This window comes from Paenibacillus tundrae, assembly GCF_030812775.1.
In the GTDB taxonomy this organism is placed as follows: Bacteria; Bacillota; Bacilli; order Paenibacillales; family Paenibacillaceae; genus Paenibacillus; species Paenibacillus tundrae_A.
On record NZ_JAUSTI010000013.1, the window covers coordinates 32,197 to 48,721 of the forward strand.

Here is a 16,525-nt window from a genome sequence, read left to right on the forward strand (position 1 = left end):
AGGGCTAGTATTGCGTTCTGTAAATGATCATGCTATAATCAATATTGCTGCGGAAAGGTACCCAAGAGGCCCAAGGGGGCTGACTCGAAATCAGCTAGGCGTGTCACAGCGTGCGTGGGTTCGAATCCCACCCTTTCCGCCACTTCACTTGTACATGATAAAACAAACATTCGATTACTCAATGAAGCATTGAGTTATATAAGAAGGAAGCCTTCCTAAGATGGAAGGCTTTTTTGTTGCTCATTCTTTTGGATAAGACGATAAAAGTAAAAGCATGAAGAGAAGCATCATCAGTGGCTGTGAAACACAAAAATAAAGAGCCCCTAAGGGCTCTCTATCCGGCGGTGCATTCGGTTAGTAGGAAACAATCTGTCGTAAAGATCAGAAACCTTGGCGTACTGCTGAAGCAATACTCGTGCTTAGGACGCAGGGTCTTACACACAACCACTTGCTTCTTATATTACGTGATGCATTTCCAACAAAGAATGTTCGGCTTCGTTGTCCAACGGAACCACACCTCTCTCGTGCACCGCCTGATTGTATTATGTGCTTTATTTCGTTTTATATACGTGGAGCTGAAAAAAGTTTACTTAGTGGACACGAGCCTTCGTCAGCTTCTTCCACTTACGATTATGATTGCTTGTTTCTGGGAAGGACTCACCCTTTTGAAGCGTTACTCGCTTTGGATTATTGATTTCCGTGTGAAAGCTCTTCTCACCGACCTCGGTGTACTCGCCATCATTTGGAGCTTTGTCTCCTGGTTCAAATTCAGTTCTTTCGCCCATGATATGAAAACCTCCTTGGCCTAATGTATTTCGTTGTAGCTTCTGTAGTGTGCTCCATAGTAGGGGTGATCATGTGCCATATATAAAGGGAACGTTTGCTTGCATTATGGTTCTGTATTTGTTATATTAATATAGTTCGAGTTTGTGCTCGTTCCTTGCTCTCAACCTGGATTGAGGGCCAGAGTCCATAAGGAGGTGAAAATTATGCGCAAATATGAAGTGATGTACATTATTCGTCCTGACGTTGAGCAAGAAGTTGTTCAAGCTACAGTCGATAAATTCCAAGGCATCATCTCCAACGGCGGTGGTGAAGTTACAGCTCACGACGTTATGGGTAAACGCCGTCTTGCGTATGAGATCAAGAAATTCCGTGATGGTGTTTATGTTTTGGTACACTTCACTGCTGAACCAGCAGTTGTTACTGAACTTGAGCGTCTCATGAAGATTTCTGACGAAGTAATTCGTTATCTCATTACAAACGACGTTAAGTCTGCTTAAGACAAAACTCGTGATCAACGCACCAATACGCTCTGAAGGAGGGGATTACATTGTTGAACCGTGTCATTCTGATCGGCCGGTTAACCCGGGATCCTGAGTTGCGTTACACTCCAGCAGGAGTGGCAGTTACGCAATTTACTTTGGCGGTGGACAGACCGTTTACAAGCCAAGGGGGAGAGCGGGAAGCGGATTTCATTCCGGTCGTAACCTGGAGACAGCTTGCTGAGACTTGTGCAAACTATTTGCGCAAAGGACGCCTAGCTGCAGTCGAAGGACGCATTCAAGTACGGAACTACGAGAATAACGAAGGAAAACGTGTATACGTGACCGAAGTCATTGCCGATAATGTCCGTTTCTTGGAGTCAGCTAACCGTGATAATAGCGGTGGCGGCGGTGGGCAACCAATGCGTGAAGAGCCTTCTTACGGAGGCGGCGGGCGCGCGAACAATAACAATAATTCGCGTAGCAACAATCAGGATCCTTTTTCCGATGACGGAAAACCGATTGATATATCGGATGATGATTTGCCATTTTAACGTGAACCGAGTCTCTACGGAGATATTAGTTACACGATAGGAAAGGACTGAAAAGCATGGGCTTCAAGCAAAGAGAAGGCGGAGACAACGATAAAAGACCAGCACGTCGTGGCGGTCGTAACAAACGTCGTAAAGTGTGCTTCTTCACAGCAAACAAAATTACTCACATCGATTATAAAGATACGGACTTGCTTCGTAAATTTATCAGCGAACGTGGAAAAATTTTGCCACGCCGTGTAACAGGTACTAGCGCTAAATATCAACGTGCTTTGACGATTGCAATTAAACGCTCCCGTCAAATCGCATTATTGCCATACACTACTGAGTAGTCTTACTCAGCATGGATAACAAGCAGTCGGCTTATAGCCGGCTGCTTTTTTGCATATTCATTATTTACTTACTAGATGCAACGAAACAAGCAAGCTTTACGGATTAGATAAACGAACCTCCAAAAGATCTTTGTGTTTGCGTATGGATTTCCACTAAATTGTGCATTAGGAAATTCCGATGTTATGATATAAGGTATAGGCTGAGTTAAGGTGGCTATATTAAAGTTCAACACATCAGGAGATTATAATGAACAAATCAAAACGTAAAAAACAGCAAAAGCGGAAAGGAAGTCTTCGATTCTGGCTTATCGCTACTCTGCTCCTTGTCTTTGTATATATATGGCTTCAGCAGAAAGATGATGTATATGAAATATGGCCGGGGAGTCCGCAAGATGTCATTCCCATTACAGGCCTACATCCCCTTGTAGCTGAGAGTGAGGAGCTGTTGGTTCGAAAAGCAGCCAGGCGCGGCATAGATGTTGTCATAACTCATGGCTATCGAAGTATCGAGGAACAGGATGCACTGTTCGATCAAGGACGTTCAAGTAGAGGGAACATTGTCACCAATGCCAGAGGCGGAGAATCTTATCACAACTATGGATTAGCTATTGATTTTGCCCTTCGCACACCTCAGGGGGAGATTGTATGGGATATGGAGCGTGACGATAACGGTAATGGTGAGCCTGATTGGATGGAGGTTGTTACAATTGCAAAAGACCTCGGATTCACTTGGGGAGGGGATTGGGCTAACTTTCCCGACTATCCTCATTTACAAATGGATTTTGGTCTAAGCATTAATGAGTTAAAGCGGGGTAAACGACCACCGGATAAGCCATAATTAATATTATTAATATACAGTAAGTCGTATGTTTATTAGTAAAGCCTTGCATTATGCAGGGCTTTTTTCATTGTTTTGTAAAAAAAATGATAAAAGATGACAATTAGTCCTTTACAGCAGTAAATAAAAAAATTTATACTATAATAACTAGAAATAAACCGTTGATTCGATAAAAGGGTAGTCCATATCATATTTGTATATATTTGTTTGTAAGTATGCGTTTACTTTGAAGCATCAATTACTAACCACACGTATCATAAAGGTAACATATAAGCTTAATTCAAAAAAATATACCGACTATATATTACACGCATGTATATAATATATGTAACGTTAATGTCATGTTTTAAATTATCCAAACTCTATCTGGTGCAAAACTTCCAAACGTCTCCCTCCTCTAATGCTCTAAACTCCTTAATATTTACCTTTTTAGCATAGCTAATACCCAAAACTTTAGTATAAAAAACATTTATTCCAAAAATCTCAAAATAAGCATTGACGTCACCTAAATTTACACGTATGATTACATTAATTATTTTGCTATATAATCCCGGTAGGAATGCTCAACATTAATTGACCAATGGTCTAAATTGAAATACAAAAATTTAATTCATTTGCTGAATTCGCATTTTGTATAAAAATTTGTTCGTTGTCTTCAAAAACATGGAAATATACAGTGGATGCACTCATCTATTGATGAAACATTCTACGGAAATTTTGGGGTTAGGGTGATTGATTTGAATACAGACCTATTGGAAGTCAGAAATCTAACTACATCTTTCAGAATTGAAGATGACTATTACGCAGCAGTTGACCACGTTAACCTTACCGTTAAGAAAAATGAAGTGTTAGCCATTGTGGGAGAGTCCGGATCAGGAAAGAGTGCATTTGCCTTCTCACTTATGGGTTTGCACAACAAAGCAAAAATTGAAGGTCAAATTTTGTATAAAGGGCAGGATATAGCTAATATATCTCCTAACAAATTAAACAAACTTCGTGGTAATGAGATGGGTATGATATTCCAAGACCCATTATCAGCACTAAATCCTCTAATGATTATCGGCGAACAGATCGAAGAGATCCTGACGCTGCATCAACCTAAGCTTTCTTCCAAAGATAAGAAAGTGAAAGTTATCGATCTGCTTGACCAAGTCGGAATTCCACGACCTGAGCATATTTATAAGCAGTACCCTCACGAATTATCAGGTGGTATGAGACAGAGAGTTGTTATTGCCATTGCGATTGCTAATAAACCTGAACTGTTGATCGCCGATGAGCCAACTACCGCACTGGACGTTACTATTCAACTACAAATCCTAGAACTTATTCGTGATCTGAAGAATGAGATCAATGCAGGCATCATCCTAATCACTCATGACCTCGGTGTAGTAGCTGAAATGGCTGACCGGGTTGCAGTAATGTATGCAGGTGAGATTGTTGAGATTGCAGATATCTATACCTTGATGAGCAATGCCAAACATCCATATACACGTTCACTTTTAAATTCTATTCCTACGATTACAGATACAGATGAGAAGTCGAAGCTACATGTCATTCAAGGCATCGTTCCTTCACTTAAAAACCTTCCTCGCCAAGGGTGCCGATTCAAGGCTCGAATTCCATGGATTGATGATTCGGCTCATGAAGAGAACCCACAGATGCATGAAATTGCACCAGGTCACTTTGTAAGATGCACCTGTTACCAGCACTTTCATTTCCCTGATCAAAGCTGAGGAGGAACAACATAATGGCATTACTTGAAGTAGAAGGACTCAAAATACATTTTCCGATTCGTGGTGGCTTGCTCAAGCGCGAGATTGGAAGTATCAAAGCAGTTGATGATGTTAGCTTCTCCATCGAACAAGGACAAACCTATGGACTTGTCGGGGAATCTGGTTCTGGTAAAACGACGACAGGAAGAGCCATTATCGGTCTGAATCACGTAACAGCGGGTAAGGTCATGTTTAATGGCAAAAATCTAGCCACAGAGCGTCGCAAAGATCGGCAGCTTCAGCGCGATGTGCAAATGATTTTCCAAGATCCGTATTCTTCGCTTAATCCGAAGAAGCGGGTTATTGATATCATTGCCGAGCCACTTCGTAACTACGAGCGACTGACGGCCACAGAAGAGAAAAAACAAGTAAGAGAATTACTAGAGAAGGTCGGGCTTAGTCCTGAATCTATCTACAAATATCCACATGAATTCTCGGGTGGTCAACGTCAGCGGATCGGAATTGCACGAGCAATCGCTTTGAAGCCGAAACTAATTATTGCAGATGAGCCTGTATCCGCGCTGGACGTATCGGTACAAGCCCAGGTACTAAATTTCATGCAGGATATTCAAAAGGAATTGAATCTGACCTATCTGTTCATTAGCCATGATCTCGGAATTATTAGGCACATGTGTGATCAGATTGGAATCATGTATAAAGGTCGATATGTGGAGCAGGGAACAACAGATGATATTTTTGAGAATCCGCAACATATATATACCAAACGTCTTATTGCAGCTATTCCGGATATGGATCCAAGCAAACGGGAGGAAATGGTTGCCTTTCGTAAAATGGTCAAGTCAGAATACGAGAATTCATATCGAAACTTCTTTGATGAGGAAGGGCTTGCATACTCGCTCCAATCCATTTCTAATACTCACCGAGTAGCTCTACCTCAGAAAGGTTGAAGACCATGTGGAAAATAATAGTACGAAGAATCATGATTATGATCCCTCAAATCTTTTTGCTCAGTCTTTTGGTCTTCTTGATGGCCAAAGCGATGCCAGGGGATGCATTAACCGGTTTGCTCGATCCAAGCATTGATCCGAAAGCGCTGGAAGAACAGCGTGAACGACTTGGACTTAATAATCCATGGTATGTGCAGTATTGGGACTGGATCAGCAATGCCGTAAAAGGGGATTTTGGACAATCCTTCCGCTTCAAAATGCCAGTTATGGATCTCATTGGTCAGCGTATAGCGAATACGTTCTGGCTTGCATTTGCAACACTTGTATTCACGTATTTAATTGCGATTCCACTTGGTATTATCAGTGGTCGTTATAATGACACATGGTCTGACCGATTGATTACGGGTTATACCTATCTAGGTTTTGCAGCACCATTGTTTATTTTTGCACTCGTTATGTTGTGGATTTTTGGTTTCCACTTTGGCTTATTCCCGACGGGGGGCAGCGTAGCACCTGGACTTACACCAGGAACATTCGATTACATTGCTAGTAAGTTCTATCATTTGTTATTACCGGCATTATCTATGGCATTGATTACTACGGTATCAACTGTTCAGTACTTGCGTAGTGAAATTATTGATATCAAGCATAAAGAATTTGTTCTTACTGCTAGAGCCAAGGGTGCCTCGGAATCACGAGTGTACAACAGACATATTTTGAGAAACTCTCTACTGCCGATCGCCGCATTCTTCGGTTATGAGATTACGGGACTTATCGGAGGAACGATTTTCATTGAGAGTATATTCAGTTATCCGGGCATGGGGCAGTTGTTCCTTACCTCAATCTCTCTTCGAGATTTTAGTGTTGTAACAGCGCTTGTTCTACTATTTGGTATAGCTACAATTCTAGGATCATTGTTGTCTGACATTATTCTTGGATTGGTAGATCCGCGTATTCGGATTAAGTAAGAACTTGAAGATTTCGGGGTGAATAAGATGAGCAAGGCCAATGATGTCGTTATAACTTCACAGAAGATTGATAAAAGTCCCTCTGGCTTGAGTATATTGTGGAGAGAAATCGTTCGAGATAAGATTGCTCTGGTCTCGCTTATATTTTTGGGACTGGTTTTAATAATAGTCTACGGGACAGCTCTGTTTCTGGATCAAGACGAAATCGTAAAAGTAGATCTGTTCGCTTTATATGAGCCGCCTTCTGCGCAATATTGGCTCGGGACTGACTACGGAGGTCGTGATGTATTCGGACAACTAATCATCGGTACGCGTAACTCACTAACGATTGCAATCCTGGTTACGCTAATGACAGGTTTCATAGGGATTGTGATCGGAGTAGTATCCGGTTACTTCGGAGGCTTTATCGATAATATATTTATGCGTATTGTCGATTTCTTCAGCATACTTCCGTTCTTGATGATCGTTATTGCGTTTGTTACAGCAGTACCCAAATATAATATTGTTTCGTTCTCGCTAATTATGACTGCTTTCCTATGGATGGGAATTACTAGACTGATCCGATCCAAGGCGTTGCAAGAGGGAGAACTAGAATATGTAAAAGCATCAAAAACAATGGGATCATCCCATCTGAAGATTATCTTCTCACAGGTTCTTCCCAATCTAAGTTCGATTATCATCGTAACGATGACGTTGAACCTCGCTGCCAATATTGGCCTCGAATCCGGGTTGTCTTTCCTAGGGTTTGGTTTCCCTGAAAGCACACCTAGTCTTGGAACACTCGTAAGCTATGCTCGTAATCCGCAAACCTTGGAATTTAGATGGTGGATATGGCTACCTGCGTCACTACTAATCTTAGTATTGATGTTGAGTATAAATAATGTCGGACAAGCTCTGAAGCGTGCGACTGATGCAAGACAAAGAAGAGGTTAAAAAAAAGGGAGGAAAGGTTCATGAAAAAAGGATTTTTTTCACGGGGTATATTTTTCACAATGATGTTGGTCTTCGTACTGGTGCTTGCAGCATGTAGCTCAGAGAAAGAAGCAACTCCAGCGCCTACGGCTAACCAAGGGGAAGAGAAAACGGAAGAAAAGCCTGCGAATGAAGAGGGCGTTTACTCCATTGAAGATTTCAACAATGTTAAGACAAATGAAGGCACAGCAATCGAAGGCGGATCAATCACATATGGTCTCGTTTCTGATACAGCTTTTGAAGGTACATTAAACTTTAACTTCTATTCCGGTAACCCGGATGTGAAAGTTCTTGAGTGGTTTGATGAGGGTTTGCTAACTTGGGATAAAGACTATGTATACACCAATGATGGTGCAGCAACATACGAAACATCCGAAGATGGCAAAACGTTCACATTGACGATTCGTGATAACGTAAACTGGCATGATGGTAAGCCTGTAACGGCTGAAGATTTGCAGTTTGCTTATGAAACTATTGGTAACAAAGACTATGATGGTCCTCGTTACGATTCTAACTTCACCAGTGTAGTAGGTATGGACGAGTTCCATGCAGGAACTGCAGATACAATCTCTGGTATTAAAGTGCTGAGCGACAAACAAATCAGCATTACGTACAAAGAATCCACGCCTTCCCTGTTGACGGGTGGTGTATGGACTTACCCACTGGCTAAACATATCTTCGGTGATATGGAAGTAGCGAAAATGTCTTCTTCCAAAGAAGTACGTGAAACACCAATTGGTTTTGGTCCATTTAAAGTTGAAACCATTACTCCAGGTGAGTCGGTAACTTATGTGAAGAATGAAGATTACTGGCGTGGAGCTCCGAAGTTGGATAAAGTGACTTTGAAAGTTATTAACCCAACAACGGTTGTTCAAGAATTGAAATCTGGCGGCGTAGACCTCGTAGATGCGTTCCCGACAGATCAATATAAAGACAATGCAGACATGTCTAACGTAGAATTCCTTGGTACGATCGACCGTGCTTACACGTACATCGGTTTCAAACTGGGTACTTGGGATGAAGCAAACGGTAAAGTTGTGAGCAATGCAGATGCTAAAATGGGTGACAAAAACTTGCGTAAAGCAATGTGGATGGCTGTAGATAATGATCAAGTTGGTAAACGTTTCTACAACGGTTTGCGTTGGAATGCAACAACTCTGATTCCACCATCTCACCCTGAGTTCCACGATTCTAACAATCCAGGTGCTGCATATGACCCTGAAGCGGCAAAGAAATTGCTCGACGAAGCTGGATACAAATTGGATGGTGAATTCCGTACCAACCCGGACGGTTCCCCACTCGAAATCAACTTCGTATCTATGACAGGTGGCGACACAGCTGAACCACTGGCACGTTACTATGTTCAATCTTGGGCAGCAATCGGTCTGAAAGTAAACCTGGAAATGGTTGAGTTTAACAGCTTCTATGACCGTGTAGGTAACACAGGTAAAGACGATCCTAGTATTGATGTATATCAAGCAGCATGGGGCGTTGGTATTGACGTAGATCCTTCCGGATTGTATGGTCGCGATGCACTGTATAACTTCTCTAGATTCTCTAGTGAAGAAAATGACAGATTGCTGGCAGCAGGTGTATCCGCTGAAGCATTCGATGTAGACAAGCGTAAAGAGATCTACAACGAATGGCAGCAGTACATGGTTGATGAAGTTCCTGTATTCCCAACACTGTATCGTGCAGTTGTAGTACCTGTTAACAAACGTGTAATGAACTATGCAATTGGTGACGGTACTGGCGTATACTTGAATGATTTGGCTGTTAATGCAGACAAAGCGGTTGTAGCTGAGTAATTCTAAAGGTGTGCATGATCTAAAGTGCCACTATTGGAAGCAAAGGTTACTTTCACAATGATTTAACGTCGATTAAGGATTGGGGTCCTTCGTAAAAATCGATGCATAGATCAATGAATCATTCTTCTAGGATGCTATAAAATGAACCATCTAAACATGGATTTTTACACTCTGGCATGGGTGTAGGAATCCATGTTTTTATTTAATGACAAAAAAATAAAAAAAATTTAACTTTTTTTCAAAAAAATGCAGACAAAATGCCTCTTCACTTCGTCTATATAGGTAAGAGGTGAATTCGTAATGAAAAAGTGGTGGAAACGTGCAGGTATGCTGTTAGCTCTGCTTATTATTATATATTTAGGTGTGAAACCAGACATGCTGGTAGGCAAACCGGGAATTAAGGCTGAATCTGCTGTGTTGATGGATCTGAGAACAGAGCAGATTTTACTCGACTTTAATGGTTCGGAGGGAACAGCTCCAGCAGGGGTCAGCAAGTTAATGACAGAATTGCTTGTACTTGATGCAATTACAAACGGAGATATCCATTGGGAAGATCCGGTTACAGTTAGCCTGTATGCAAGCTCGGTTGGTGGAAGCCATCTAGCTTTGAAGCAAGGAGAACAGTTCACGGTGCGTGAGTTGTTTCAGATTGTAGCCGTTTATTCTGCGAATGATGCGGCAGTTGCACTCGCTGAACATATCAACGGATCAGAGCAAGCTTTTGTATCTGCAATGAATGAGAGAGCTGCTGCTATTGGGTTATCAGATACGACAGTATTTACGAATTCAACGGGATTAAGCGAGAAGCTGCTGGGTCCTAATCGCCCTGAAGCCATTCAAGGGCAGACCGTGATGACAGCTATAGATGCATGTAAGTTAGCAAGATACCTCATTACGAACTACCCACAGATTTTAGAGACCTCCAGTCAGATGCAGGTGTCTATTCATCAGCGAGGCATGTATATGAGCAATACGAATTGGATGTTATCTGCTTTAGGTGGCCCATATGCTTATGATGGCAATGATGGGTTGAAGACAGGGTATGATGAGGATACAGGATACCACTTTGTTGGAACAACGGAGCGCAATGGTAAACGATTGATCTCGGTGGTATTTGGTTCCGAAAGCCGGGAAGGGCGCTTTGTGGAAACGAAGAAGTTGTTCAACTACGGGTTTTCTGGATCGCAGTAATCTACACAATCAACCAATGGGAACTCGGATGTCCATCAAGCCATACTGGCTGTTTGAGATGGGCGTTCTTTCCAATACAAGCTTACTCATGATAAGATGGATTTACGGAATATTCCATAATACTATGAATTTCACTTATAAGGGGGAAACGAATTGAACTCAATTAGCAAGAAGGTATATGCACTAACGCTAAGCATGGCAATGTCTATTGCCTTGATTCAGCCTGCAGTACAAGCTGCGGAAGCTGTTAAACCTACAGCAACCGTTGCAGAAACGATCGCTTCAAAAGCAACACAAACGCTACAACAACTGGGATACATAGATGGCACAATAGAATCAAACACGCCGATTACTCGCGCAGAGGCAGCAGTCATTTTACAGCGTGTACTTAAATTGGACGCACCAGCTTCACTTACTGGTTTTGCGGACGTATTAGCGAGTGATGAGGCTGCACCGGCAATTTATGCTCTGAAGCAGAGTGGGCTAATCCAAGGGAAAGCGAAAGGTTATGCTCCAGATGCACCACTGACACGGGCACAGATGGCCTCATTGTTTACTCGGGCATTTGAATTAAAAGACAACGGTATTCAGGTTGTATACAGTGATATGAAGCAAATTCCAGCAGTTCATGTGGAAGATGCTGTACGGATCAAGCAACATTTTATTATTGAAGGCTCAGCGTTTAATGCCAAACAATCGGTAACTCATGGAGAGTTCGCTGATGCTCTGTATCTTGCGCTAGGCCTGGATGTGAAGTCTGAGGGTCTTACACCGCTAGAGGACTTCTTCAAACAGCCTGCTCAGGCAGGATTCCAGATGTCTCCGGATGGTAAACATCTCGCTTACTTGGAGCCGTGGAATAACCGTATGAATATCGTGGTTAAGGAGAATGGACAGGACAAGTCTGTTCGAGTGACGAGCGAGTCTGAACGGAGTATCATGGGATTTGGATGGGCAACCGATAATAAACTGCTCTACATCAAGGATGCGGCCGGAGATGAGAACTACCACATCTATGTGACGGATATTGATGGCAAAAACAATAAGGATCTCACACCATATCCTAACACCAGAGCGACTCTGATTGATCCGCTCGAAGGTGTACCAGATGAAATTTTGGTGGCCATGAATAAACGTGATCCTCAGATTTTTGATGTATATCGCATCAATATCAATACAGGTGAGGCCACTCTTGCTGCAGAGAACCCAGGTAATATTACGGGCTGGCTCACAGACCATGAGGGCAAAATCCGTGTGGCTGTATCCAGTGATGGCAATGTATCTTCATTGATGTACCGTGAATCCGAGGATAAGCCATTTGAGCCGTTGTTAACAACGAAGCTTGGAGAGACTTTTGCGCCAGTTATGTTCACGTATGATAACAAAAATATCTACGCAATCTCCAACTTGGATCGGGACAAATCAGCTATCGTTGAGTATAGCCCTAGCACCAAGCAAGTAACCAAGACGATATTCGAAAATAAAGATGTAGATGTCACAAGTTTTGTACCATCCAAAGCGAAAGGTACAATCCTTGCAGCTGTCTACGAAACGGATAAAGTAAACTATGAATTTTTTGATGCTGATTTCAAAAAGCTGATGGAAGACATCAAGGTTAAGGTACCAGGCAAAGAGATTAGCCTGTCCAGCATCAGTGAAGAAGGTCAAGTATTATTCATTTCTTATAGTGATAAATCGATGGGCACGTACTATTTCTATGATTCGGTGACAGGCAAGCTGGATAAACTAGCCGATGCTGCGCCATGGATTGATGAGGACAAAATGTCCGATATGAAACCAATCTCGTACGAGTCACGTGATGGATTGACCATCCATGGATATCTGACATTGCCGAATGGAGTCGAGGCTTCCCAGTTGCCACTTGTCGTTGTACCACATGGTGGACCTTGGGCTCGTGATTCATGGGGATATAACCCTGAAATCCAATTCCTCGCTAGTCGTGGCTATGCTGTGCTACAGGTAAACTTCCGTGGATCTACAGGTTACGGTAAGGAATTCCTGGATGCAGGCAATAAACAGTGGGGCAAAGCGATGCAGAACGACATTACAGACGGCGTAAATTGGTTGATCAAAGAAGGAACTGTTGATGCAGACCGCGTCGCAATCTACGGTGCATCTTATGGTGGCTATGCTGCTTTGGCTGGTCTGGCGTTCACTCCAGACGTATATGCTGCTGGAATCAGTTATGTGGGCCCTTCCAACATCTTTACTTTGCTGGATTCACTGCCGCCATATTGGGAATCAGAGCGCAACATGTTCTATGAGCGTGTAGGTGACCCAGAGAAGGATAAGGAGCTGCTTACGGCGATCTCGCCTTTGTTCCATATTGATCAGATGAAGGCACCATTGTTCGTCGTTCAAGGAGCGAATGACCCACGCGTTAAACAGGCTGAGTCCGACCAGATCGTTGAAGCGCTACGCGAGCGCGGGGTAGATGTACCTTATATGTTAAAAACCAATGAAGGTCATGGCTTCGCCAATGTAGAAAACCAGTTGGATCTGTACAGAGCGATTGAGAAATTCCTCAATCGTCATCTGATGAAGTAATTCAGGCGAGGTCATTAACTGGACCAGATTGATATTAATCATCACAGTCATGTATAGAGATAAAAAGAGACGAATAGTATAATACATGAGTACCGTCCTCAGATTCTACGGAATCGTTGGGCGGTATTTTTGCTGTATAGGGTGTAATAATCGCATGCAATTATATATTTATAAATTGACATAACAAATGGATTTGATTTAAAATGACCAGTGAGTCATAATTATTCTTAAGTGTTTAGTATAGATGTATCAGTTCAGTTTATGTGCGTTTAATAAAGTCCGCTTATCTATCGTTAAATTATGATGTAATCGGGAGGTAACACAAGATGCAGAAACAAATGAAATGGCCGTTAATTCTGTTTGCAGTCGGGGTATTTATGGCGGCACTGGATAATGGGATCATCACATCGTCTCTAACGACGTTGAATGCCTCATTTGGGGTATCACCAACTTGGGGTGCATGGACGATTACATTATATACTCTCGGTCTTGCTGTGAGTGTGCCTATCGCAGGTAAACTTTCAGACCGCTATGGTCGGAAGAAGTTATTTCTTATTGAAGTAGCTTTGTTCGGGATTGGTTCCTTGCTCGTCGCATTAAGCACATCGTTTACGTTCTTCCTTATTGCTCGTGTTATTCAGGCTCTGGGTGGTGGAGGAATCTTCATCATTGCAAGCTCCTATGTACTTAGTAAGTTTCCAGCAGAGCGACAAGGTACAGCATTGGGCTTGCTGGGAGGAATGAATGGGGTGGCTGCCATCCTAGGGCCAAACATCGGTGCTTTTATTTTGGATATGACAGGGAACTGGCACTGGTTATTTCTCATCAATGTACCGATTGCAATCCTACTATTCATTGCGGGTATCCGTTATATCCAGGATGAACAGGAATTGAATCGTGCAGCAGTGGACTGGAGTGGGATTGCTGTTCTAACCCTTGGTGTGCTCAGTCTCATGTACAGCTTCAGTAATTTGGATGGCGTAAATATGCTGCAAAGCGTGGGTTCACCGATGTTTTATGGGTTTTTCTTGTTGGGTGTAGTTGTGCTGATTGTATTCTATTTTCTTGAGAGAAGGCTCGAAGGATCAGGACGTGAACCGGTTGTGTCCACACAGTTGCTGGGCATTGCGTCCTTCCGCTGGACACTGCTCATTGCCTTTTTCTCAGGCGCTATTCTAGCTTCGGTCATTTTCATTCCTGGCTTCGTAGAGCAGTATCTGGGTGTGTCTAACACCGCCTCAGGTTATTGGTTTACACCACTTGCGCTGGCTTCAGGGATTGGCGCAGGAGGCGGCGGATATTTGGTGGATAAGAAAGGGCCAATCTGGACGTTGTCTGTGGCAGGGCTTCTGTCGGCCATTGGATTCTTGTTATTCCCGTTATGGGTTGAGCATATCTGGCAGTTCGTTATCGCGAGTACGCTTGTAGGTATCGGATTTGGTATGATGCTAGGTGCTCCAGTAAACGTGCTTGTGACGGAACAGGCAGGTGAGAACAATAAAGGGATTGCCGTGGCAACCAGCTCGTTATTCCGCCAGATGGCTATGGCCATTGCTCCTACGATCTTTGCAGGTTTTCTGGCGCGTTCGTTCTCTAACTTGGGAACTAATATTCAGGATGGTTTTGCTGATCAGGGAATACAAGTATCTCCTGAGATGCTTCAGCAATATACCTCAGGGGGAGCAACAGGTAGTGATGTCTCAAGTCTGACGGAGGGGTTATCACAGATTCCTGACCCTGGTATTCGGGAAACGATATTGCAGGCTCTCCACGTAACGACAGGTCAAGGATACAACGGCCTGTTCTGGTCAGCAGTTATTTTTAGTGTATTGACGCTGGTGGCTGCATTGATTACAGGGGTTCTACGGAATCGAGAAAAGGGGAGTGCAGTAGATCTCTCTTAAGTGGTTTTATGATTGAGTTTATGATCTTGAGTATAACATTTAATAATCAGAACAGTTCCTTTATGCAATTTATATACGGGGCTGTTCTTTTCAATTTAACCGGATTGTAACTTTTACTCATGTAGCAATGATTACAATAGAACGAGCGTTAGCGGTGTTCAGAATTGATATAGAGAAAACATTAGAGAACGCCGAGTCATAAGTCGTTGGGCACGTTTAATGGTATGTAGGCAATTCATTTTTATAGTGAAGAAGGAATCGATGGATGACAAGAAGAACTAAAGAAAAGAAGAAGAAAAGAAGAAAAGGTCTATATATAACTCTCGTTTCGCTCGTGGTTTTGTTAATTGGCGGGTATTTGTTTCGTCAGCAGCTTGCCGTAGCAGCATTTGATCTTTTCCTGGCCAATTCAGTTGAAGATCAGTTGTCTCGTTCTTATGTTCCGCAGGAAGGCAATAATACGCCAGACCCGACTGTGTATCGTAAAGAGCCATTTTCTGTACTTCTGCTCGGTTCGGATAAACGCGCGTATGAAAAAACGAGGGGCCGTTCCGATACGGTCATCTATGCGGTTGTTCGTCCTAAGGAATCCCGTGTACTTCTCGTTTCGATCCCACGTGACACGTATGTGCAGATTGTGGGTCGCGATGCGAATAAGGATGGGGAAGACGATTATGACAAACTTGCGCATGCCTACGCATTCGGAGGGGAGAATATGTCCATCAATACGGTGGAGAAATTCTTAGACGCAGATGTAGGGTATTATGCTACCATTAATTTTGATGGAATTAAAAGAGTCGTGGACGCGCTTGGCGGGGTGAAGCTGCCGATTGAAGAGGATATCGTGAATAAACATCCGGATCATGTGCAATTCACCATCGAAGGCGGTAAACCAATCTATGACGGTCAAGAAGCACTGTACTATGTTCGATATCGTGAGGACAGTGACTTTAATCGTACCAAGCGGCAGCAGATATTCCTGAACTCGATGGCCAATGAGATGCTGAATCTCAATTCAATCGGTAAAATTCCAGAGCTACTGGAGATTATGGGAGATAACTTCCAGACAGATATGCGTCCATCCTTTATCGTTGATCTGGCGAAACAGGTGCTCACACAAGAGAAACCACAAATTTCTAGCTTCACGATTCTAGGTGAAGGTATGCGCAAAGACGGGATCTACTATGGTAAAGCGGATGAGAAAGACGTCCAATATGCCAAAGAGCTGATTACCAACTGGATGGATGAATCGACCCCAGCCGGCGCCTTGATGATACCAGACCGGCAGAAGATCGAGTAACAAATTCCATACAGAGGCCTGATTATAATCAGCAGTACGGCGTTTATTTGCGGGCTGCTGTTTTTTCTTTTTCAGAAGAGCGACGAGACCTTTTGGAACATCTTATGTTTTGAAACGTATAATATGGGTTGAGGATTAGTTGTAAGTC

The 16,525-nt window shown here is 42.9% G+C and carries 14 protein-coding genes and 1 tRNA gene; 14 read left to right on the forward strand and 1 reads right to left on the reverse strand.

All coding sequences use genetic code 11. From position 1 onward, the window contains the following. Nucleotides 1–51 precede the first annotated feature (51 nt). A tRNA-Ser gene (locus tag J2T19_RS20395) sits at nucleotides 52–142 on the forward strand. A gap of 448 nt (nucleotides 143–590) precedes the next feature. On the opposite strand, the gene J2T19_RS20400 is transcribed toward J2T19_RS20395, so the two are convergent. Continuing rightward, a complete protein-coding gene (locus J2T19_RS20400; protein ID WP_307218984.1) occupies nucleotides 591–785 on the reverse strand; it encodes a YjzC family protein in 195 nt (64 codons plus the stop codon). Between the two features lie 204 nt (nucleotides 786–989). Here J2T19_RS20400 and rpsF point away from each other — a divergent pair, with 204 nt between their 5' ends. The 13 genes from rpsF (at nucleotide 990) to J2T19_RS20465 (ending at nucleotide 16,377) form a co-directional block, all read left to right on the forward strand. Next, entirely contained in the window at nucleotides 990–1,283 is a 294-nt protein-coding gene (gene rpsF, locus J2T19_RS20405; RefSeq protein ID WP_024629534.1) for a 30S ribosomal protein S6, read from the forward strand. Between the two features lie 50 nt (nucleotides 1,284–1,333). Beyond that, entirely contained in the window at nucleotides 1,334–1,819 is a 486-nt protein-coding gene (ssb, locus tag J2T19_RS20410; RefSeq protein ID WP_307218987.1) for a single-stranded DNA-binding protein, read from the forward strand. 56 nt (nucleotides 1,820–1,875) lie between these two features. Further along, nucleotides 1,876–2,148: a 30S ribosomal protein S18 gene (rpsR, locus tag J2T19_RS20415; RefSeq protein ID WP_056697535.1), complete on the forward strand. Its 273-nt coding sequence runs from the start codon at nucleotides 1,876–1,878 to the stop codon at nucleotides 2,146–2,148. A 247-nt stretch (nucleotides 2,149–2,395) separates the two neighbouring features. After that, a complete protein-coding gene (locus J2T19_RS20420) occupies nucleotides 2,396–2,986 on the forward strand; it encodes a M15 family metallopeptidase (protein WP_307218990.1) in 591 nt (196 codons plus the stop codon). 737 nt (nucleotides 2,987–3,723) lie between these two features. After that, nucleotides 3,724–4,719, forward strand: a complete 996-nt coding sequence (locus tag J2T19_RS20425; protein ID WP_307218991.1) for an ABC transporter ATP-binding protein — start codon at nucleotides 3,724–3,726, stop codon at nucleotides 4,717–4,719. Nucleotides 4,720–4,733: 14 nt separating this feature from the next. Then, entirely contained in the window at nucleotides 4,734–5,666 is a 933-nt protein-coding gene (locus J2T19_RS20430; protein WP_145045103.1) for an ABC transporter ATP-binding protein, read from the forward strand. A gap of 5 nt (nucleotides 5,667–5,671) precedes the next feature. Then, entirely contained in the window at nucleotides 5,672–6,634 is a 963-nt protein-coding gene (gene opp4B / locus J2T19_RS20435) for an oligopeptide ABC transporter permease (protein ID WP_307218994.1), read from the forward strand. A 27-nt stretch (nucleotides 6,635–6,661) separates the two neighbouring features. Then, the gene (locus tag J2T19_RS20440; RefSeq protein WP_307218996.1) at nucleotides 6,662–7,567 is read left to right on the forward strand and encodes an ABC transporter permease; all 906 of its coding nucleotides are present in this window, start codon (nucleotides 6,662–6,664) and stop codon (nucleotides 7,565–7,567) included. Between the two features lie 20 nt (nucleotides 7,568–7,587). Continuing rightward, the gene (locus J2T19_RS20445; protein ID WP_307218998.1) at nucleotides 7,588–9,414 is read left to right on the forward strand and encodes an oligopeptide ABC transporter substrate-binding protein; all 1,827 of its coding nucleotides are present in this window, start codon (nucleotides 7,588–7,590) and stop codon (nucleotides 9,412–9,414) included. A gap of 300 nt (nucleotides 9,415–9,714) precedes the next feature. After that, on the forward strand, nucleotides 9,715–10,605 hold the full coding sequence (locus J2T19_RS20450) for a D-alanyl-D-alanine carboxypeptidase family protein (protein ID WP_307219000.1): 891 nt from the start codon (nucleotides 9,715–9,717) through the stop codon (nucleotides 10,603–10,605). 153 nt (nucleotides 10,606–10,758) lie between these two features. Next, a complete protein-coding gene (locus J2T19_RS20455) occupies nucleotides 10,759–13,173 on the forward strand; it encodes a S9 family peptidase (RefSeq protein ID WP_307219002.1) in 2,415 nt (804 codons plus the stop codon). 326 nt (nucleotides 13,174–13,499) lie between these two features. Continuing rightward, nucleotides 13,500–15,077: an MFS transporter gene (locus J2T19_RS20460; protein WP_307219004.1), complete on the forward strand. Its 1,578-nt coding sequence runs from the start codon at nucleotides 13,500–13,502 to the stop codon at nucleotides 15,075–15,077. A 265-nt stretch (nucleotides 15,078–15,342) separates the two neighbouring features. Beyond that, complete coding sequence (locus J2T19_RS20465) at nucleotides 15,343–16,377, forward strand: LCP family protein (RefSeq protein WP_307219006.1); 1,035 nt, start codon at nucleotides 15,343–15,345, stop codon at nucleotides 16,375–16,377. Nucleotides 16,378–16,525 lie beyond the last annotated feature (148 nt).